The 19726-nt window shown below is 72.8% G+C and carries 17 protein-coding genes; 4 read left to right on the top strand and 13 right to left on the bottom strand.

Annotated elements, in window-relative coordinates:
- Positions 1-8: 8 nt before the first annotated feature.
- Complete coding sequence (locus ACZDYF_RS09285) at positions 9-1319, bottom strand: ABC transporter substrate-binding protein (RefSeq protein WP_475055789.1); 1311 nt, start codon at positions 1317-1319, stop codon at positions 9-11.
- Between the two features lie 199 nt (positions 1320-1518).
- On the opposite strand from ACZDYF_RS09285, the gene ACZDYF_RS09280 reads away from it, so the two are divergent.
- The gene (locus ACZDYF_RS09280) at positions 1519-3588 is read left to right on the top strand and encodes a beta-galactosidase (RefSeq protein WP_475055787.1); all 2070 of its coding nucleotides are present in this window, start codon (positions 1519-1521) and stop codon (positions 3586-3588) included.
- Positions 3589-3704: 116 nt separating this feature from the next.
- Here ACZDYF_RS09280 and ACZDYF_RS09275 read toward each other — a convergent pair whose 3' ends face one another.
- Together ACZDYF_RS09275 and ACZDYF_RS09270 are read right to left on the bottom strand one after the other, a co-directional pair.
- Complete coding sequence (locus tag ACZDYF_RS09275) at positions 3705-4166, bottom strand: hypothetical protein (RefSeq protein ID WP_475055785.1); 462 nt, start codon at positions 4164-4166, stop codon at positions 3705-3707.
- 50 nt (positions 4167-4216) lie between these two features.
- Positions 4217-4972, bottom strand: coding sequence for an SDR family oxidoreductase (locus ACZDYF_RS09270; protein WP_475055781.1), 756 nt, complete (start codon positions 4970-4972; stop codon positions 4217-4219).
- Between the two features lie 140 nt (positions 4973-5112).
- Here ACZDYF_RS09270 and ACZDYF_RS09265 point away from each other — a divergent pair, with 140 nt between their 5' ends.
- The gene (locus ACZDYF_RS09265) at positions 5113-5742 is read left to right on the top strand and encodes a hypothetical protein (protein WP_475055778.1); all 630 of its coding nucleotides are present in this window, start codon (positions 5113-5115) and stop codon (positions 5740-5742) included.
- 19 nt (positions 5743-5761) lie between these two features.
- Here the strand turns inward: ACZDYF_RS09265 and ACZDYF_RS09260 are convergent, their stop codons facing one another.
- The 3 genes from ACZDYF_RS09260 to ACZDYF_RS09250 are packed head-to-tail and all read right to left on the bottom strand — an operon-like array spanning position 5762 to position 7545.
- The gene (locus ACZDYF_RS09260; protein ID WP_475055776.1) at positions 5762-6280 is read right to left on the bottom strand and encodes a MarR family winged helix-turn-helix transcriptional regulator; all 519 of its coding nucleotides are present in this window, start codon (positions 6278-6280) and stop codon (positions 5762-5764) included.
- Positions 6277-7065 carry an SDR family NAD(P)-dependent oxidoreductase gene (locus tag ACZDYF_RS09255; protein ID WP_475055771.1) on the bottom strand — a complete coding sequence of 263 codons (789 nt, stop codon included), beginning with the start codon at positions 7063-7065 and terminating at the stop codon, positions 6277-6279. Before ACZDYF_RS09255 ends, ACZDYF_RS09260 begins: the two co-directional genes overlap by 4 nt.
- A gap of 48 nt (positions 7066-7113) precedes the next feature.
- Entirely contained in the window at positions 7114-7545 is a 432-nt protein-coding gene (locus tag ACZDYF_RS09250) for a VanZ family protein (protein WP_475055767.1), read from the bottom strand.
- 28 nt (positions 7546-7573) lie between these two features.
- Here ACZDYF_RS09250 and ACZDYF_RS09245 point away from each other — a divergent pair, with 28 nt between their 5' ends.
- A complete protein-coding gene (locus ACZDYF_RS09245; RefSeq protein WP_364074860.1) occupies positions 7574-8017 on the top strand; it encodes a YchJ family protein in 444 nt (147 codons plus the stop codon).
- 13 nt (positions 8018-8030) lie between these two features.
- On the opposite strand, the gene ACZDYF_RS09240 is transcribed toward ACZDYF_RS09245, so the two are convergent.
- Together ACZDYF_RS09240 and ACZDYF_RS09235 are read right to left on the bottom strand one after the other, a co-directional pair.
- Positions 8031-8894, bottom strand: coding sequence for a copper chaperone (locus ACZDYF_RS09240; RefSeq protein WP_475055765.1), 864 nt, complete (start codon positions 8892-8894; stop codon positions 8031-8033).
- Complete coding sequence (locus tag ACZDYF_RS09235; protein ID WP_475055762.1) at positions 8891-10366, bottom strand: tyrosinase family protein; 1476 nt, start codon at positions 10364-10366, stop codon at positions 8891-8893. Before ACZDYF_RS09235 ends, ACZDYF_RS09240 begins: the two co-directional genes overlap by 4 nt.
- Before the next feature lie 250 nt (positions 10367-10616).
- Here ACZDYF_RS09235 and ACZDYF_RS09230 point away from each other — a divergent pair, with 250 nt between their 5' ends.
- On the top strand, positions 10617-11744 hold the full coding sequence (locus ACZDYF_RS09230) for a threonine aldolase family protein (protein WP_475055758.1): 1128 nt from the start codon (positions 10617-10619) through the stop codon (positions 11742-11744).
- 55 nt (positions 11745-11799) lie between these two features.
- Here ACZDYF_RS09230 and ACZDYF_RS09225 read toward each other — a convergent pair whose 3' ends face one another.
- The 5 genes from ACZDYF_RS09225 to ACZDYF_RS09205 form a co-directional block, all read right to left on the bottom strand.
- Entirely contained in the window at positions 11800-16257 is a 4458-nt protein-coding gene (locus ACZDYF_RS09225) for a DUF5979 domain-containing protein (RefSeq protein WP_475055754.1), read from the bottom strand.
- A gap of 290 nt (positions 16258-16547) precedes the next feature.
- A complete protein-coding gene (locus ACZDYF_RS09220; RefSeq protein WP_364074876.1) occupies positions 16548-16826 on the bottom strand; it encodes a hypothetical protein in 279 nt (92 codons plus the stop codon).
- Entirely contained in the window at positions 16823-18106 is a 1284-nt protein-coding gene (locus ACZDYF_RS09215; RefSeq protein ID WP_191789949.1) for an inorganic phosphate transporter, read from the bottom strand. Before ACZDYF_RS09215 ends, ACZDYF_RS09220 begins: the two co-directional genes overlap by 4 nt.
- 174 nt (positions 18107-18280) lie before the next feature.
- Positions 18281-18757 carry a VOC family protein gene (locus tag ACZDYF_RS09210; RefSeq protein WP_475055748.1) on the bottom strand — a complete coding sequence of 159 codons (477 nt, stop codon included), beginning with the start codon at positions 18755-18757 and terminating at the stop codon, positions 18281-18283.
- Between the two features lie 108 nt (positions 18758-18865).
- Complete coding sequence (locus ACZDYF_RS09205) at positions 18866-19639, bottom strand: NUDIX hydrolase (protein ID WP_475055745.1); 774 nt, start codon at positions 19637-19639, stop codon at positions 18866-18868.
- Between the last annotated feature and the right edge of the window lie 87 nt (positions 19640-19726).

Here is a 19726-nt window from a genome sequence, read left to right as displayed (position 1 = left end):
CGTCGGGCCTACTCCTCGACGGTGAAGCCGGAGCTCTTCATGTCGTCGAGCGTGACCTTCTGCATGGCCTCGACCGCAGCGGTGAACGCGGCCTGCGACCTCGCCTCGGTGGCCTTGCCGAACTCGTCGTTGTACGCCGAGTAGGTGACGTTGACGTTGGGGCCGTACGTGAAGCTGCCCGCGGTCTTGGCCGTCGCGGCCGCGATCTCGTAGAAGTCGGGCTGGTTCGCGAAGAACGTCGGCGGCTCGGACAGCGCCTCGGCCGACGCCGGGACGTTGGCCGGGTAGACGCCGGTCTGCTCGACGAGGAGGTCGACGCCCTCCTGCGACGCGTTGAGCCACGTGATGAACTTCGCGGCCTGCTCGGGGTGCTTCGACTGGCTCGTCACGGCCGTCGCGGACCCTCCCCAGTTGCCCGTGGCAGGCTCCGTGGCGTCCCACTGCGGCATGGGGGCCATCTTCCACAGTCCTGCGGTGTCGGGGGCGTTGCCCTCGAGGACGCCGGGCGCCCAGATGGCCGAGAGCCACCCGATCTGCGTTCCGTCGTTGAGCGCGGCGTTCCACTCGGGGGTGTACATGGGCTTGTTGTCGATCACGCCAGACTCGACGAGCCCGCCCCAGTAGTCCGCGACCTTGAGCGTCGCCTCGTCGTCGACCGCGACGGTCCACGCGTCGCCGTCGATGCCCCACCAGGAGGCGCCGGCCTGCTGCGCGAGGCCCGTGAACCAGCCCGCGTCGGTCGCGGAGAACGTACCGAGGTACTTGGTCGGGTCCGCGGCCTGCAGTGCGGCAGCCGTCGCGGCGTACTCGTCCCAGGTCGTGGGCACGGTCAGGCCGAGCTGCGCGAAGATGTCGGAACGGTAGTAGAACTGCATGGGGCCCGAGTCCTGCGGCACGGCGTAGACCGCGTCCGAGCCGAGAGTGACGTCGTTCCAGACGCCCTCCGGGAACTGGTCCGCGAGGTCCGCGACCTCGCCCGAGATGTCGGCGAGCGCGTCGGCCGAGACGAGCGTGGGGATCTTCTGGTACTCGGTCTGCATGATGTCGGGCGCCCCGCTGCCGGCCTTGACCGCGGTGAGCAGCTTCGTGATCGCGGGGTCGCCGCCGTCCTGCTTGTTGACCGTGACCTGGATGTCCGGGTTGGCCACGTTCCAGGTCTCGACGACCTTGTCGACGTTGGGCGCCCAGGTCCAGAAGGTGAGCTCGACCGGGCCGTCGGCCGCGGGGGCGTCCGCTCCGTCGCCGGAGCTGCAGGCGGTCATCAGTAGTGCGGCGGAGGCGATGATCGCCGCTGCCTTCGTGCCTGTGGACAGGCGCATGAGGTCCTCCTCGTCAAGGAACCATCGCGCTTCTCGCCAGGGCGTCGGGCCACGGCGACTCACGACAGTGTGGGCTGTGCACGGTCACAGTACTCACGACCTGCATGCTCTTGTCAACATCATGTTTCATGCTGTTACCTAGGTGTTGCAGCGCCGGTCACACCTGTGATCGTGCACAGTGACGTGTTGAGGAGAGCGCATGACTTCCGTCCAGCCCCGCCCGGTCGGCCCCGTCTACGACGGCTGGCTGCCCGGCGTCGACGCGATCTGCTACGGCGGTGACTACAACCCCGAGCAGTGGCCCGAGGAGGTCTGGGAGCAGGACGTCGCCCTGATGCACGAGGCCGGGGTCAACCTCGTGAGCATCGGGATGTTCAGCTGGGCGCTCATGGAACCCCGCGAGGGAGAGTTCGACCTCGCGTGGCTCGACCGCCTCGTCGACCTCCTCCACGCCCACGACATCCGCGTCGACCTCGGCACCCCTACCGCGTCCCCGCCCGCGTGGTTCTTCCACGCCTACCCCCACTCACGCGTCGTGACCCGTGACGGCACGGTCCTCGGGTTCGGCTCGCGAGGCATGGTCTCGCCCAGCTCGCCCGAGTACCGCCGTGCGTGCGTGCGCATCGCGACCGAGCTCGCGAGGCGCTACGGCTCGCACCCCGCTCTCGCGCTGTGGCACGTGCACAACGAGTACGGCGCCCCCGTCTCGGACGACTACTCGCCCGCGAGCGCCGCGGCCTTCCGCGAGTGGCTGCGCGAGCGCTACGGCGACCTCGACGGCCTCAACGCCGCGTGGGGCACCCGCTTCTGGGGCCAGGTCTACGGCGAGTGGGAGCACGTGGAGGTGCCGGCCGTCGCGGCCTCCGTCGTGAACCCGGCGCAGCGTCTCGACTTCGCGCGCTTCACCAACGACGCGTTGCTGGCCTGCTTCGTGGCCGAGCGCGACGCGATCCGCGCGCACTCGACCGTGCCCGTCACGACGAACTTCATGGCGGGCGAGTGCCCGTCGACCGACCTGTGGGCGTGGGCCCGCGAGGTCGACGTCGTCTCGAACGACCACTACCTGCGGGCCGGCGACCCGCGCAACGAGGTGGGGCTCGCGCTCGCCGCGGACCTCACGCGCTCGGTCGCGGGCGGCAAGCCGTGGCTGCTGCTCGAGCACTCGACGTCGGGCGTGAACTGGCAGCCGCGCAACGTCGCCAAGCGCCCCGGGGAGATGGCGCGCAACGCGTTCTCGCACCTGGGCCGCGGGGCCGACGCGATCATGTTCTTCCAGTGGCGGGCCTCGCGCTCGGGCGCGGAGAAGTTCCACTCGGCGATGCTGCCGCACGCCGGCACGAGCAGCCGGGTGTGGCGCGAGGTGGTGGCGCTCGGCGCCGACCTGGGCAAGGTCGCGGAGCTGCGCGGGTCGCGCGTGCACGCCGACGTCGCGATCCTGTGGGACCCCGAGTCGTTCTGGGCGCAGGACCTCGAGTGGCGCCCGAGCGTGGACGCGCAGCACCGTGAGCGCGTCGACGCGTTCTACGACCGGTTCTGGCGCGACGGGGTCCAGGTGGACTTCGCCCACCCGGCGCAGGACCTGTCGGGGTACCGCCTGGTCGTCGCGCCCGCGTCGTACCTGCTGACGCAGGGGTCGGCCGACAACCTCACGCGCTACGTCGAGGGCGGCGGCACGCTCCTGGTCTCGTACTTCTCGGCCGCGGTCGACGAGCACGACGCCGTGCACCCGGGCGGGTTCCTGGCGCCGCTGCGTCGTGCGCTCGGCCTCACGGTCGAGGAGTTCCTGCCCCTGCGGGAGGGCGAGTCGCTGGGCGTCGCGCTCGACGGCGGCGAGACGGCCCCCGCCCTGACGGGCACGCTCGCGGGCGACGTGTGGGCCGACGACATCACGCTCGAGGGCGCGCAGGTCGTGGGCACGTACGTCGACGGCCCAGCCCCGGGCGCCCCCGCGATCACGCGGCACTCGCTCGGCGAGGGCACGGGCTGGTACGTCTCGACGCGCCTCGACGTCGCCGCGCTGGGCACGCTCCTGGGCGCCGTCTACGCGGACGCGGGACTGGCGCCGTCAGGCCTGGTCGAGGGCTTCGAGGTCGTGCGCCGCCGCGGAGACGACGCCGAGTACGTCGTCGCGATCAACCACACCGGGCACGAGGTCAAGCTGCCCGCTCTCCTCGTCGGGACCACGGACCTCGTGACCGGCGAGGCCACGCCCGGCACCGCCGCGGTCGCGGCGGGGGCGGTTCGCGTGCTGCGCGCCCCGCTCGTCTGAGGGCCCACCACGTGGCCCGTGGGAGCGCGTCGGGTGACGAACCCGGCACGCCCCACGCCCGACGGCGCCGCTCACCTCAGAGGTGAGCGGCGCCGTCGGGCCGTGGTGGGGTCGCCTCAGGGGCGTACCGCGAACGCCGCGAGCGAGAGCGCGACAGCGTCCTCGACGGCCGCGGCCTGCCAGTCGGGGCACCTGCCGACCGCAGCCGCCCGCCACGCTGCCCCGCCCCAGGTGCCCGCAGCGCCGCCCGCCGCCCCGAGGAGCAGCGGGAAGAGGACCCCGGCCTCGGCGCGTCGGGCGATCACGAGCGCACCGACCGCACCCGACGTCATGCGGATCGGCGGGCCCGGCTGCTCGAGCCGAGAGCCCGCGCTCGGCAGCTTGTCCCCCGTGAGCTCGGCCGCGACGCCCAGCGCACCGACGACCTTGGCGAGCATCCCCCACGGCCCGGACAGCGAGGACGTGAGCAACGGAGGAGCCAGGCCGAGCAAGGCACGGCTGCCTGCGGCGACCCCGATCGCGAGCGACCGGGCGAGGACGTCGAACGAGGATCGCGAGGCACCACGGGCTCGGGTCATGCTCTCCACGATCACGCGCGGCCCGGGCCCCGGCAACCCGGGGGGGTCGGCTAGCGCGGGCGCCCGTACCGTTCGAGCAGGTGCTGGCCGTACGTGCCCGTCCCGTAGGGGGCGCCCGGCACCATGTGGTGGCCCGCCGCGTACGCGCCGAAGGTCCGCCCCGGCAGCCGTACCCGAGCGACCCCGCGGCGGCTGCCCGTCGCCCGCAACCAGGCGCGGGCGGCCTCACGGCCCGTGACGCGCTCGGGCCCGCCGACGTCCGCGACCCGACCTGAGGGCCCCGCGGCGACGATCTCCACGAGGCGCGCGGCGACGTCGGGCACCGCGATCGGCTGGACGGCGAGCGCAGGTGTGAGCAGCACGGGCGAGAAGCGCTGCGCCGCGAAGAGGTTGTCGACGAACTCGTGGAACTGCGTGGCCCGCAGGATCGTGTGCGGCAGGCCGGACGCGGTCAGCAGGTCCTCGACCTCGACCTTGGCCGTGTAGTAGCCGAGCGGGATCTGGTCGACGCCCACGATCGACTGGAACACGACGTGCCCCACCCCGGCGTCGCGGGCCGCGGCCACGACGTGGCGGCCCATCTCGACGTCGGCCCGGGGACCACGGGTCGCGAGGTGCAGGACGGTCTGCGCGCCGTCGAACGCCTCCCGCAGGCCCTCACCCGTGGTGAGGTCCCCGGTCACGAGGGCCGGGCCTGGCCGGGTGGACCTGCTGAGCACGCGGACGTCGTACCCAGCGGCACGCAGGAGCGTCACGGTGGGGGTGCCGAGCGTGCCGGTGCCGCCGGTCACGAGGATCGTGGTCATGAACGCATCCTCTCGCGTCGGGCTCGGGCCCGCCGGACGTCACGATCCGGCGTCGTCCACAGGTCGCGTTCCGGCGCCCTCGTCCACAGGGGCCAGGCCGGCCCCGACGGGCGTCCCCGCAGGCGCGGCAACCTACTGGCATGAGCCACGGCACCCGCCCTTCCCACCCCCGACGACGCGCGACGAACCGGCACCCGGTATCTCCCCTGGGCCTGCCCACCCTCCGGGCGCTCTGGGAACGCCAGGCCGCCGAGGCCAACGGCCCCGACGGCTTCCACCACGTCCACGGGCCGCACACGCACGGCTGGCTCCTCGACGACGCCGTGCCCGAGCTGCTGGAACCGGTCCTGCACCCCGACGACGACCCGCTCGAACCGACGTTCTTCGCGAACCTCGACGGGCCCCTGGCCGAGGCGCTCCTCGCACGCCTCGCCCCCACCCGGCTCGTCCACCGGTCGAACGGTTCGCCGCCGCTGGGGCGCCTGCTCCGGGCAGCCGCCGAGCACCCGGACGACGTGACGCTCCACGGGTTCGTGGTCGGACCGGGACGCTGCGACGAGCGCCTGGTCGCAGAAGGCGCGATCCTGCGCTTCGAGGCGGACCTGCTCGTGACCGAGCAGCACGTCCCGGACTGCGAGTGCGAGCTCCTGTGGGCCTACGTGGTCGACGAGCTGGGGCTCGACGACGCCCTCAACGCGCCGCACCGCATCCACCGGATCCACCGCGCGGACGCGCCGGGCGAGACCTGGTGGCGCCTGCTGTGGGCCTAGACGGGTACCAGCGGAGCCGTCAGCCCCGCTCGAGGAAGGCCTGGGTCGCCCCTTCGAAGCGCCGCATGAGCTCGGTGAAGGCCAACCGGTCGTGCGCGGACCACCCGTCGAGCAGCTCGTCGACGAGCGCGTCCCCCGCGGCGACGAACGTCCTGGCGACGCGGGCCCCCGCCTCGGTGAGGTGGACGCGCGAGGCCCGGGCGTCGTCGGGGTCCTCGCGGCGCTCGGTGAGCCCCGCGCCGTCGAGGCGGCGCAGGATCTTGCTCACGTTCGACGGTCCCGTGGACAGGTGCTCGGCGATGGCCGAGGGTCGTCGTGGGCCCTGCCGCCACACGACCGTGAGCACCACGATCGCCGGGGTGTCCAGGTCGATCCCCTCGCGTGCAGCGACGGCCGCGAGGAAGTCGCCGCTCGTCCACAGGCCCATGACGCGGACCAGCGAGTCGAGCAGGTCGGACCGGTACCCGGGCACGCGCGGGTCCCCCGCCGGGGCGGGGCCGTCGCCCGGCCCCGCCCCGGGGTGCGGTGCGTCGGTCACGCGACCCGGGTGCCGCCGTCGACCGGCAGGACCACACCGGTGATGAAGCTCGCCTGGTCGGACAGCAGGAACGCGACGGCGTCCGCGATCTCGGACGGCTGGCCGAGGCGCTTCATGGGGACGTCGGCTGCGTAGCCGGCGCGGGCCTCCTCGGGCAGCGACGCGAGCGCGGCAGTCTCGATCGCGCCCGGTGCGACGGCGTTGATGCGGATGCCGTCGGTCACGTACTCGATCGCGGTGCCGTACGTGAGGGACACGACGCCTGCCTTCGCGGCCGAGTACGGCGCCAGGCCGGGCGACGCCTTGAGGCCCGCGATCGAGGCGATGTTGACGATGCTGCCGCCCCCGTTGCCGAGCATGTGGGCGATCTCGGCCTTCATCGACAGGAACGTCCCGCGCAGCGTGACGTCGAGCGTGCGGTCCCAGCCGTCCTCGGGCATCTCGTCGAGGCGGAAGGGCCGGGTTCCCACGCCTGCGTTGTTGACCGCGAGGTGCAGCCCGCCGAAGGTCTCGACGGCGAACGCGACGAGGGCGCTCACGTCCGCAGGGTCGGCGACGTTCGCTCGTCGGTAGGCCGCACGGCCGCCCGTGGCCTCGATGTCGGCGACGACCCGCGCACCGGCCTCGTCGTTGACGTCGGAGACGACGACGGCCGCCCCCAGGGAGGCCAGCCGCTTCGCGACCGCCTCGCCGATGCCTGCCCCGGAGGCAGTGACGAGGGCGACCTTGCCCTGGAAGGACGGGGCGCCGTCGAGCGGTGCGCCGGTGACGTGGGGGGTGGACATGGGGGACCTCCGTGTGACGATGCGAGAATTTTTAGTGTCGTCGCGACACTAACTTGGGGTCAACGGGCGACGGGCGCCCAGAATTCCCGCCACGGCGACCGCACCCACGACCGCCCCCGTGGTGTTCATCACGACGTCCTGCACGGTCGAGTACCTGCCCGGGATCAGGAGCTGCGACAGCTCGATCGCGATCGACAAGGCGAACCCCGCCACGGCCACGGCCCCGACCGCCCTCCCGAGCGGCACCCCGGGACGCGCCCCGGACAGCACGAGCAGCCCCAGCACGCCGAACGGCAGGAACATCACCACGTTCGAGGCGGCCTCCAGGAACTCGTACGACATCGGCAGGCCCACCGACCGGAACGCGTCCAGGACCGCGAGCGCCCACCCGGGTGCGGCGGTCGACTGCGGGGACGGCCAGCACGTCACCACGAGCACGGCGGCGAGGTAGACGGCGAAGGTCCAGCGGAGGAAGCGCACGGCTCACACCCTACGGAAGGATGGTCGGGTGACCGCGACCTCGCCCCTGCCCGACGACGCCCGCTGCCCCTGCCTGTCCGGAGAGACATACGGGGCGTGCTGCGGGCGGTACCACCGCGGGCTCGTCGCGGGCGGCGCCGACTCGGTGACGGCTCCGACGGCCGAGGCCTTGATGCGTTCGCGCTACGCGGCGTTCGCGGTCGGCGACGCCGACTACCTGCTCGCCACCTGGCACCCCTCGACGCGCCCCGCGGACCTGGACCTCGACGACGACGTGACGTGGCGCCGTCTGGACGTCGTCGCGACGAGCGCGGGCGGCCCGCTCGACCGGACGGGCGTCGTGGAATTCGTCGCCCACTACCGGTCCGACGAGACGCGGGAGCGTGGATCGTTGCACGAGATCAGCTCGTTCGTCCGGGAGGGCGGACGCTGGTACTACCTCGACGGTGAGGCCCCTGCCCGCCGAGGGTGACGCACCGCCCCCCTCAGCTGGTCCCGACCAGGACCACGGCCGACAGCACCCCGAGGACGGCCACGGGGTGCACCCAGCGTTCGGCGTCGGCGCCGAGCTTCTGCAGGCACGTCACGGTCGCGATCCCGAGCGCGAGCCAGAGCGGGTGTCCCGCGAAGGTCGCCGCCACCATGAACGGTGCACACGTGGCCGCGCACGCACGGGCGTGGAACCAGCCGAACCGCAGGGCCGCGACGTCCGCCGTCCGGCCCTCGACGCCCAGCGGCACCGAGCGATGGCACCGGGCCAAGGCTCGCCGGACGACGGGGGTCAGCTCCCACGCCGAGGCCGCGACGAGTACCGCGGCGGCGGCCATGACCCCGGGGCGCAGCAGGTCGACGACGAGCGTCACCCCGAGTCCTACCACGATCCACAGCGCAAGATAGGCGGCGACGAACAGTGCCGTGGTCCCGTGCCGTCGTCTGCGTGGCGAGGCGAACGCCGCGTGCCGCACGGACGGGACCAGCCCGGGCAGCATCATTGCGACGACCATGAGCGCCCAGTGCCCCCAGCCCGCTGCCACTCCGGGCACGAACCCGTGCACGCCGTCGGCCCAGCCCGTCGCGAGAGGCGCCGGGTCGAGCCACGCGGTGGACCACCCCCCTCCCTGGACCCCCGGGGACGCGTGGTGCGCCGACACCGGTACCGGGCCGCGGGCGCCAGAGCCCGGTGTCGGCGACCGTGCGCCGAGGAGCGCCGCCCACGCGGCGGCCGCCGCCAGCAGGACCGGCCACTCGGGATGACGGTCGAGGAACCGTCGCGCCTCGACGCCCACCGCCCGGACCCCCGGCCCGCGCGCGGCGGCCGGGCGCGGGCGACGCCCGGCCGCGACGGTCACTGGACCATGAGGCGGACGGTCCGGACGACGACCTCGGGCGCCGCCAGCGCCTCCTGCTCGTCGTGGACGACGGGGTGGAACGTCAGGTGCAGGTGGCCAGGGTCCCAGGCTCCTCTCTCGCCGAGGCTGGCCGCGACGTCGGTGATGTCGAAGACGTACGACAGCCCGTGCTCGGCGTCGGACTCCTGCGACTCGCGGACCCCGAAGAGCGGCAGGTTCCCGACGAGCGCGTCGTCGTCCGCGGTGTCACCGACGTACACGGCATAGGTGGGCGGCTGGTTGTCGCCCTCGAGCGTGATGTGCTCGAGCACGAGCAGCAGCCGTTCCGGCTCGGTCGGTGACGCCGCCCGGTCAGTCAGGTCCCGGGCCGCGCCCGGCCCGACCACGATGTCGACGCTCGCCGTCCGGGACGCGAGGCGTACCGGCTCACGGTTGACCGCGACGGCCTCGGGCGGGACCTGCTCGAGGCGACGTACCTCCTCCTCGCGGCGGGCGTCGTCCTCGGCCCCCGCGTCTCCGATGCCGGCCACGGGCCCCCTCCTCTCTCGCTTCAGCGTGCGGGCCGACGGTGGGACGCCGATGTCCGCGTACACGTACCCGAAGGCGCTCGTGTCGAGCACCTCCCAGCTCTCGGGTTCCCTCCGGGCTCCGGACGGGTCGAGGAACGCGAACTTCTGGGTGAAGACGCTCTTCGCGGGGTCGCGCCCCTGCCCGGCGTGGGACCGCCACACTTCCCACAGCCGGTCGATGTTGGAGTGGTGCAGCCAGAAGACGGCGTCGGAGGCCGCGGTGTTGAAGTTCCCCATCTTGCCGCCCACGAAGTTGTGGACGGTGCCGTGCGGGGTGCCCTCGAGGGCGCCGATCGTGCCGCCGAGGTGGCTGAACCCGGTCGTGGGACCGCCGAAGGTGACCGTGTTCGGGATCTTCGACGTGAAGAGCGGCTGGTAGAACCAGCCCTTCGCGGTGGTCTCGGTGGGGTCGAGGGAAGCCGTCCCGGCGTTCACGCCGTTCTTGCGCTGCACCTCGTAGAGCGGGTTGGCGAGGCCGTCGGGCCCGATGGGGTCCCGGAAGGGCGGTGGCAGCGTGTTGGTCGTGGCCGTGTCGTAGTCCCAGTAGGGCAGGGCCCACGTGTCCTTGACCTTCTGGGGGATGTCGTTCCGGTTGCGGATGATGTCGCGGCAGATCGCCTCGAAGTAGCCCAGGTAGAGCCGGTGCCAGGGCAGGAAGTACCAGGAGCCGTGCTGGCACTGGTTGCGCAGCCCGTCGTGGGGGTCCGGGTTCATGCCGTGGACCTGGGTCTGGTGCAGCCAGGACCGGGCTCCCGTGGACGGGCCGGCCTTGAGGACCCCGACGGCCTTCGCGTAGGCGGTGATGACGGCTTGGCCGTCGGGTCCCTGCCGGTAGAGCTTCCAGACGTCCTGCCGGACGAACGGTCCCCCCAGCTGCGGGTCGGGGTGCGGTGCGGTGCTCATGGTGTTCCCCCTCGTGTGCCGGCGGGGGCGTGGGAGCGGGTGGTCGGTCGTGCCCCGGGCCGCGATGCCCGGGCGGACGGGCTGCTCGCCCGCCGCGTCCCCCTGCGTCGTGCAGGGGCGACCGCCCCCGCTCTTCCAGGGTGCGCCTCGTGGGGGCCCTTGTCGCGCGGGCCCGGCCGCGCAGACGCGTCACCCTCGGCAGGAGGGCACGTCATCCTCGGCGGGCGACGACCGGGTCTACCCTGGCCGGGTGTCATCGACCCCGCGTTCGTTCGCGTCCGACAACTACGCCCCTGCCCACCCTGCGGTCCTCGCGGCCTTGACCGCGGCGAACGTGGGCCACGCCGGCTCGTACGGCGCGGACCCATGGACCGAGCGTCTCCAGGAGTCGGTCAGGCATCACTTCGGCGAGGCGGCCACGGCCTACCCGGTCTTCAACGGGACGGGCGCGAACGTCGTCGCGCTCACGTCGATGCTGCCGCGCTGGGGCGCGGTCGTGACGTCGGAGCACGCGCACGTCCACCAGGACGAGAACGGCGCCCCCGAGCGAGTCGGCGGGATCAAGCTCCTCACGGTCCCTGCCCCGGACGGCAAGCTGACGCCGGGCGCGGTCGACCGGTTCGTGGGCGACCTGGGCGACCAGCACCGCGCGCAGCCGCTCGTCGTCTCGATCACGCAGGCGACCGAGCTGGGCACGGTCTACTCGCCCGACGAGATCCGTGCGATCAGCGACCGCGCGCACGCCGCGGGCCTGCGGGTCCACCTCGACGGGGCCCGTCTCGCGAACGCGGCGGCCGCGCTCGGGGTGTCGTTGCGTGCGACCACGACCGACGTGGGCGTGGACGTCGTGTCGTTCGGCGGCACCAAGAACGGCCTGCTGTTCGGCGAGGCCGTCGTGGTCCTCGACCCCGGCGCGGCCCAGGGCGTCGACTTCGTCCGCAAGATGACCATGCAGCTCGCGTCCAAGATGCGCTTCGTCTCGGTGCAGCTCACGGCGCTGCTCGAGGACGACCTGTGGCGCACCAACGCGGCGCACGCCAACGCGATGGCCGCGCGCCTGCGGGTCGCGCTCTCGCCCGTGGCGAGCGAGCGAGAGGCGCCCGACGGCGGGACGGAGGCTACGCCGTCGGGCCTGGAGTTCACGCAGCCCACCCAGGCGAACGCGGTGTTCGCGGTGCTGCCGCGCGCCGTGGCCGACGCCCTGCGCGCGGACTTCGCGTTCTACGACTGGGCGGCCGCCGCCCCCGACCCCGTCACGGGCGACGAGCGCGTCGAGGTGCGCTGGATGTGCTCGTGGGACACGTCGGCGGAGGACGTCGACGCGTTCGCCGCGGCGGTCCGCGCGGCGCTCGGGGCGTGCACGCCGGAGCGGGCGTGACCGGGTAGGTCACGCCCGCTCCGCGGCACGCTCGGGCGGTGGTCCGGTCAGGACCTCATGCCCGACGGCGTCGCGCACCCACGAGGAGCGCGCCACCGCCGCCGACCAGCAGCAGCGCGACGGCGGCGATGCCCGCGACCCGGGCTCCCGTGGCCGCGAGACCGCCGCCCGCGGCGTCCGCGGTGTTGGTCAGGGTCACCGCGACGGTCTGGCCCGCGCCGATAGTGACCGACGTGACCTTCTCGCCGTCGACCGTGAAGACCGGCGTCCCCCAGCGCACGCCCTCGACCTTCGGCAGGTCGACCTCCGCGAGGTCGACGACCGTCCCTGCGGGGAGGTTCGCCGGGCCCTCGACGACGGTGCCGTCGGCGCGGACCGTCAGGGTGCCCTCGGTGTGCTGTCCGTTGACGGTCCCGGAGATCGCGACCGTGAACTGCGTGTCCGCGGCGACCTTCGCCGCGCTCGGCCCCGTGACCTTCTTGGCGATCGTGAAACCGCCGACCTGGGCGGCCACGACGTCGGCCGTGTTGGTCAGCGTGACCGCCGCGTTCTGGCCGTCCGTGACCGTGACCTGGGCCGGGCTGAAGACCGGCGTCCCCCAGACCACGCCCGCGACCGTGGGGAGGTCGGTCTCGGTGAACGTCACGACCGTCCCGACCGGCAGGTTCTGCGGGCCGTCCACGACGGTCCCGTCAGCGGCCACGGTCGACGTGCCGCTGACCGGAGCGCCGTCCAGCTCGTAGGCGTAGCGGACCGTGAACTCGGTGCCCGCCGGGACGACCGAGGCTCCGGAGCCCTCGACGACCTTCGTGAGCGAGAACCCGCCAGCGGGCTCGGCGTTCGCCGTGTTGGTGAGCGTGACCACCGTGTTCTCGCCGTCGGCGACCGTGACGCTCGCCGGGCTGAACGCAGGGGCCCCCCACACCACGCCGTCGATCGCCGGCAGGTCGGCCTCGGTGAACGTCACGACCGTCCCGACCGGCAGGTTCTGCGGGCCGTCCACGACGGTCCCGTCAGCGCGCACCACGAGCGTGCCCGACGTCGGTGAGCCACCCAGGTCGTAGGAGTAGCGGACCGAGAACTCGGTGCCGCCCGGGACCTGGCCGGCCGTCTCGCCCGCGACGGTCTTGCTCATCGAGAACCCGCCCGCGGGCTCGGCGTTCGCCGTGTTGGTCAGGGTGACCTCGACGGTGTCGTCCGCACCGATCGTGACGACGTCGGGGCTGAAGACCGGGGTCCCCCACACCACGCCGTCGACGTCCGGCAGCGCGATCTCCTCGAACGTGACGACCGTGCCTTCGACGAGGTCGCGCGGGAAGGGCACGGACGTGCCGTCGGTCAGGCCCGCGAGGGTGCCGGTCTGCGTCTGGCCGTCCTGCTCGTAGGAGTACTGCACGGTGAACTCGGTCCCGTCCGGGACGAGGTCGGCGGCCGCACCCGTGACGACCTTCGTGATCGAGAACGTCCCCACGGCGAGGTTCGCCGTGTTCGTGAGCGTGACGGCGGTGTTCTCGCCGCTGCCGATCGTGACGCTCGCCGGGCTGAAGACCGGCGTGCCCCACTCGACGCCGACCACGTGGGCGGGCGTGAGCTCGGTGAACGTCACGACGGTGCCCGCGACGAGGTTCTGCGGGCCGTCGACGACGGTCCCGTCGGCGAGCAGCGTCAGGGTCCCCCCGAGCGTGGCGCCGTCGATCGTGTACTCGTAGGTCGCGGTGAACTCGGTGTCGGCCGGGACGCGGCCTGCGGCCTCGCCCGTGAGCTCCTTGGCCATCGAGAAGCCGCCGAGCGGGACGACGACCGCGTTCGCGGTGTTCGTCACCGTCACCAGGGTGTTCTCGCCGTCGGCGACCGTGACCGAGGCGGGGCTGAAGACCGGCGTGCCCCAGACCACGCCGTCGAGCGACGGCGGGGCGAGCTCGGTGAACGTCACGACCGTGCCGACCGGAAGGTTCTGCGGGCCGTCGACGACGGTCCCGTCCGCGGTCACCGCGAGGGTGCCCGTCGTCGTCACGCCGCCCAGGTCGTAGGTGTAACGGACGGTGAACTCGGTCGCACCGGGCACCTTGTCCGCTGCGAGACCCGTGACGGCCTTGGCGAGCGAGAAGCCGCCCGCCGGGGCGTCGAGCGCCGTGTTGGTCAGCGTGACCTCGGCCTTCTCGTTCGCGCCGACCACGAGGCTCTCCGGGCTGAACACCGGGGTGCCCCACACGACGTCGTCGACCGCGGGGAGCGCGATCTCCTCGAACGTCACGACCGTGCCCTCGCGGAGGTTTTGCGGGCCGTCGACGACGGTCCCGTCGGCCTTCACGGTCATCGTGCCCGTGGTGGGCACCCCGTCCAGGTCGTAGGCGTAGCGAACGGTGAACTCGGTGCCCGCGGGCACCTTGTCCGCGGCCTCGCCCGTGACGGACTTGGCCATCGAGAACCCGCCCGCCCGTGCTTCCTCGGCGGTGTTGGTCAGCGTGACCTTGGCGTTCTCGTTCGCGCCGACCACGAGGCTCGCCGGGCTGAAGACCGGTGCTCCCCACACGGCGCCGTCGACGTCGGGCAGGCTCACCTCGCCGAACGTGACGACCGTGCCGGCCGGGAGGTTCTGCGGGCCGTCGACGGCGGTGCCGTCGGCGCGCACCGTCAGGGTGCCCGACGTCGGGACGCCGTCGAGCTCGTAGGAGTAGGCGACCGTGAACGCGGTGTCCGCGGGCACCATGCCCGCGGGAGCGTTCTCGACGACCTTCTGGACCGAGAACCCGCCGACGGGGATCACCGCGGCGTCGGCCGTGTTCGTCAGCGTGACCCGGGGGCTCTCGCCGTCGGCGACCGTGATCGAGACGGGGTCGAACGACGGCGCGCCCCACACGACGCCGGGCACGGTCGGTAGGTCGATCTCGGCGAACGTCACGACCGCGCCGACCGGCAGGTCCTGGGGACCGTCGACCACGGTGCCGTCGGCGAGGACCGTCACGGTCCCCTGGGTCGAGGTGCCGTCGACCGTCACGGTGTAGGCGACGGTGAACTCCGTGCTCGCGGGGACCTGGCTCGCGGCGAGCCCGGTCAGCGCCTTGGCGACCGAGAACCCGCCGAGCTGCGCCGACGCGGTGTTGGTGAGCCGCACGGCGGCTGTCCCGGACGCACCGATCGTGACGGTGTCCGACGGGGCGAACGACGGCGTGCCCCACTCGACGCCGGGGACGACGGGCAGGTCGGGCTCGGAGAGCGTGACGACGGTCCCGGCAGGGAGATCCGCCGGGCCGTCCACGACCGTGCCGTCGGCCTTCACCGTGAGGGTGCCGGCGACGGGCGTCCCGTTCGCGGTGTACGAGTAGGCGACGGTGAACTCGGTACCGGCCGGCACGAGGTCCGCGCCGTCACCGACCACGCTCTTGGCGACCGTGAACCCGCCCGGCTCGGCCGAGAGGCAGGCGAACGGGCCGGGGCCGATCCACGGGTAGTTGTGCTGCTCGATGCCACCGCCGGTGCCGACCACGGAGAGCGTCTTGCCCACGTACACGCGTCCGTTCGTGCTCGTCTTGAGCGTCGTGTCGGCGTGGGGCGCGAGGACCGACCCCAAGAACTGGTCGTTCTCGCCGAGCTCGACGGAGGTCGCGTCCACGAAGTTCCAGAGGATGCGCGACGCGGCGTTACCGATCTCGGGGGACGAGAGGGAGTTGACCTGCGTCGTGCCGAAGAAGAACGACTGCGCGTCGAAGTCGACCGTCGAGCCGGTCACGTTGACGACGATCGGTGCTGTGCTGCCGACGTCGTCGAAGAAGACGGACATCTTCTTCCCGAGGCTCGACAGAGCCGCCCCGTCGACCGTGAAGGTGTGCATCGAGGCAGCCGGGTCACCCGTGAAGCGCAGCTCGCCCCAGGACTCGATCGTCCCGGGCGTGCCGACCGGCTGGGCGAGCAGTCTCGACTCCTCGGTGATGACGTCCTGGAAGCCGGCGTGCGACGCGACCGCCGCAGCGCCCATGTTCGGGGTCGCGACGCCGCCGTTGAGCGCGAGGGGGACCGTGTTCGTGATCGAGCCGCCGACGTCGACGTTGCCGCCACCGACGACGTTCGCACCCACGTCCATGGTGGTCCGGGGACCGACCGTCAGGTCGCCCCCGACGGCCAGCATCGTCGTGCCTCCCGGAGGCGTGATCTGCGAGCCCACGCCCGCCGAACCGACGTTGTAGATGCCGCCCGCGGCCTTGTCGAACGTCGCGTCGCCCATGACGACCAGGAGCCCCTCGGACTCGGCCGCCGTGCCCGTCGCGGAGTAGTCGCCACCTGCGTAGACCGCGATGTTCGAGTCGGTGAAGGCCGGGAGGTTCCCGATCCCGGGCATCTCCCCCGGCGCCGGGCACTGCGGGAGCTGCGCCTTGGGTGCCGCCGACGCAGGCGCCGCGAGCGGTCCCGCGCCCAGCGCGACCGCTCCCGTCAGGGCGAGGACCGCGGCGGTGGCGGCGGCGACGGCCCGACCGAACGGTGTACCCGCTCGACGAGCCCGGTGGGGGGTGCTCATGACGCTCCTTCTGGTGACCTGAACAGTTGTCCAACTACCCAGAAGACCAGACCCCGACGGCGGTATGACGGGAGATTCCCGTGCTCCCGATCACATCGTGCGACACGGTCGCACATCAACCCCTCGACATGCGGGACAAGGTGGGGCGACCGTGGTAATTCGACCACTACCGCCCGGATGTGGTGTTCGCCTCATCACGTCGTGCGGGCGGCGCCTCCCGCGAGGACGACGAAGGCCGCCCCGTCGTCGAACGACGGGGCGGCCTCCTGTCGGGGGTCGTGCGGGGGGGGTCAGTGACCGCCGGACGCGAGGAACCAGATGCCCACCGCGCACGCGGCCAGCACCGTGCCGAAGCACACCACCGCGCCGGTGAGACGAAGGCCCGTGGGGCGCGCCGTCGTCGGGCCGGAGTCCGTACCCGACGGCGCACCCTCCACCGCGAGCGCCGCACCCTGCGACGGGGCGAGCAGGCGGACGCCCAGCGCGAACAGCGCGGGCAGGCCCGCGCCGACGATCGCGCCGGCGACCACGACCTGGAGCAGGGCGTCGAAGTGGATGAACTCGCTCATGCGTGGACTCCCTCACGGGCGGTGGCGGTCGGGGCGGTGGCGGTCGGAGCAGCGGTGTTCGCTGCCGTGGTCGCGGCGATCGTGGCCTCGGCCTCGGCCGTGACCTCGACGGCGACGGCCGTGAAGGACTCGGCGGCGTCGACCACAGCGGTCTCGCCCTCGCCGTCCCACTCGTCGTTGACGTTCGACGCGTCGACCGGCTTGCGGCGCGACGCGACCCAGATCGCGGTCGAGACGCCGATGAGGATCGTGAAGACCGCGACGGTCCCGCCGACGCCACCGATGACGTCCTGCAGCCAGAAGCACAGCGCGCCGACGACGCCGGCGGCCGGCAGCGTCAGGCCCCACGCGGCGAGCATCTTGCCCGCGACGCCCCAGCGGACCTTCGCGCCCGGCATGCCGACGCCCGAGCCGAGGATCGAACCGGTCGCGACGTGCGTCGTCGACAGCGAGAAGCCGAAGTGGCTCGAGAGGAGGATGACCGCGGCCGACGAGGTCTCGGCGGCCATGCCCTGGCGCGAGTCGATCTCGACGAGGCCCTTGCCGAGCGTGCGGATGACGCGCCAGCCGCCCAGGTAGGTACCCAGCGCCATGAAGAACGCGCACGACAGGACGACCCAGAACGGGACCCCCGAGTCGGACGGGACGGCACCGCCCGCGATGAGCGCGAGCAGGATGATGCCCATCGACTTCTGCGCGTCGTTGGTGCCGTGCGCGAGCGAGACGAGCGAGGCGGAGCCGATCTGGCCCCAGCGGAACCCGCGGCTCGTCGTGTCCTGCGGCAGGTCCTTGGTGATGCGCGCGACCAGGAAGGTGCCGAGCGCGGCGACCCCGATCGCGATCACGGGGGCGAGCAGGGCGGGGATCATCACCTTGGACAGGACACCGGTCCACAGGACCCCGCTCGTCCCGACCGCAGCCAGGACCGAGCCGACGACGCCGCCGATGAGGGCGTGCGACGAGCTCGACGGGATACCCAGCAACCAGGTCAGCAAGTTCCAGGTGATGCCACCCACCAGACCGGCGAGCACCACCTCGAGGGTGATGACGTTCGCGTCCACGATCCCCTTGGCGATGGTCGCCGCCACGGCCAGGGACAGGAACGCCCCGACCAGGTTGAGGACTGCAGACAGCGCGACGGCGGTCTTGGGCTTGAGGGCACGTGTGGCGATGGACGTGGCCATCGCGTTGCCGGTGTCGTGGAAGCCGTTCGTGAAGTCGAAGGCCAGGGCCGTCACCACCACGAGCGCGAGCAGGATCGTCTCGGTCACGTACTCCATGGTGGACGCTGGATGACAGGGGTCTGAACCAAGTCGGCGAGTCTTCGGCGACTGTTCACCTGGTGTTCATCTGACGTTCGAAGGCCCTTCGAAAGTGCCCTGTGGGCGCCGTCTGGCGGGCGGAAACGGCTCGCTATCCGGACGCTCCACGGTGCGGCGCGGGTGGCCGCCCGCTCACCCCTCGCGCCCGTCCAGCACCGCGAGGTAGTGCGGGTTCTCCATGACGCCGAGCACGTTCCCGAACGGGTCCACGACGGCCGCGGTCACGAACCCGCCGTCTCCCTGCGGCGTGACCGGCTGGTACTCGGTCCCGCCGAGCGCGAGCAGTCGCGCGTACGTGGCGCGGACGTCGTCGACGTGCCAGTAGACGACCGCCCCGCCGGGCACCGTCGCGGCGCCTGCGGGCGCGTACGAGCGGTCGATGATGCCGAGCTCGTGCTGGTAGTCGCCCACCCGGAACTCGACGTAGGCGGCCGGGGCCGGCGCGGGCGGCATGACGTAGTACGGGTCGACGCCGAACACCTCGGTGTACCAGGCGACCGCCGCGGGGACGTCGTCGGACCAGAAGCTCACGGTCGTCAGGCCGCGCGGGGTCGTGGCAGTCGTGCGGGGGGTGGTCGTGCTCGGGGTCGTGCCGGTCGTGTCGCTCATCGTCGGGCTCCTCGTGCCGTGCGGTCCAGCAGCGGTTCGTGCTGACGTCTCTCACGCTAGCGACGGTGCGCCGCGGCGCATCCGGCGAGCACCCCAGGCATGGCGGGCTCAGCCCGCGGGTCGCATGAGGGGCGGGTTGAGCACGGCGGGCACGGACGCGGGCGCCTCGTCCTGCCCGACGGCGTCGCGCGCCCCGGCGGAGCGCTCCGCCTCGGGCGCGAGCCGGTAGAGCGCGGCGGGCCGCCCGGTCCCGCCCGACGTCGACTCCCCCGTCTCGACGAGGAACCCTGGGGTGCCGACGGCCTTGCGGTGGAAGTTGCGGGGGTCGAGCCGGGTGCCCCACACGGCCTCGTAGACGGCGCGGAGCTGGGCGATCGTGAACTCGGGGCCGCAGAAGGCCGTCGCGAGCGTCGAGTACTCGAGCTTCGCGCGGGAACGCTCGACGCCGTCGCGCAGGATCCGGTGGTGGTCGAACGCGAGCCCGTCCGGGTCCGCGAGCGCCTCCTCGACCGGGTACCAGCCGACCTGCGCGGCGTCGCTGCCTGCGGTCGGCAGGCCGTACGTGGGTGCGAGCAGGAGGTGCGCGACGGTCAGCACGGGGCCGCGCGGGTCGCGGCCGAGCGGCCCGTAGGTGCGGAGCTGTTCGAGGTGGCCGGGGACCGCGACGCCCGTCTCCTCGGCGAGCTCGCGGGCGGCGGCCTGCGGCAGGGACTCGTCGGGCAGGACGAACCCGCCCGGCAGGGCGAGGCGGTCCTGGAAGGGGTCGAGGAGCCGCGTCACGAGCAGGACCTGGAGCGTGCCGTCACGGACCGTGAGCGCGACGACGTCGACCGTGACGGGGATCCGGGCGGCTGACGGCGGGGTCTCCGGGTGCTCGCTCATGCCCCCATCCTATCTCCTTATCGTCAGGTTGACACTAAAGACGGTCGAGGCTTATCGTCAAAGTGACATAAACACCGACGACGGACG

The organism is Oerskovia sp. PE-21s (assembly GCF_056158145.1).
Note: the sequence above shows the minus strand (reverse complement) of the source record. Positions and strands in the feature narration are given on the sequence as shown.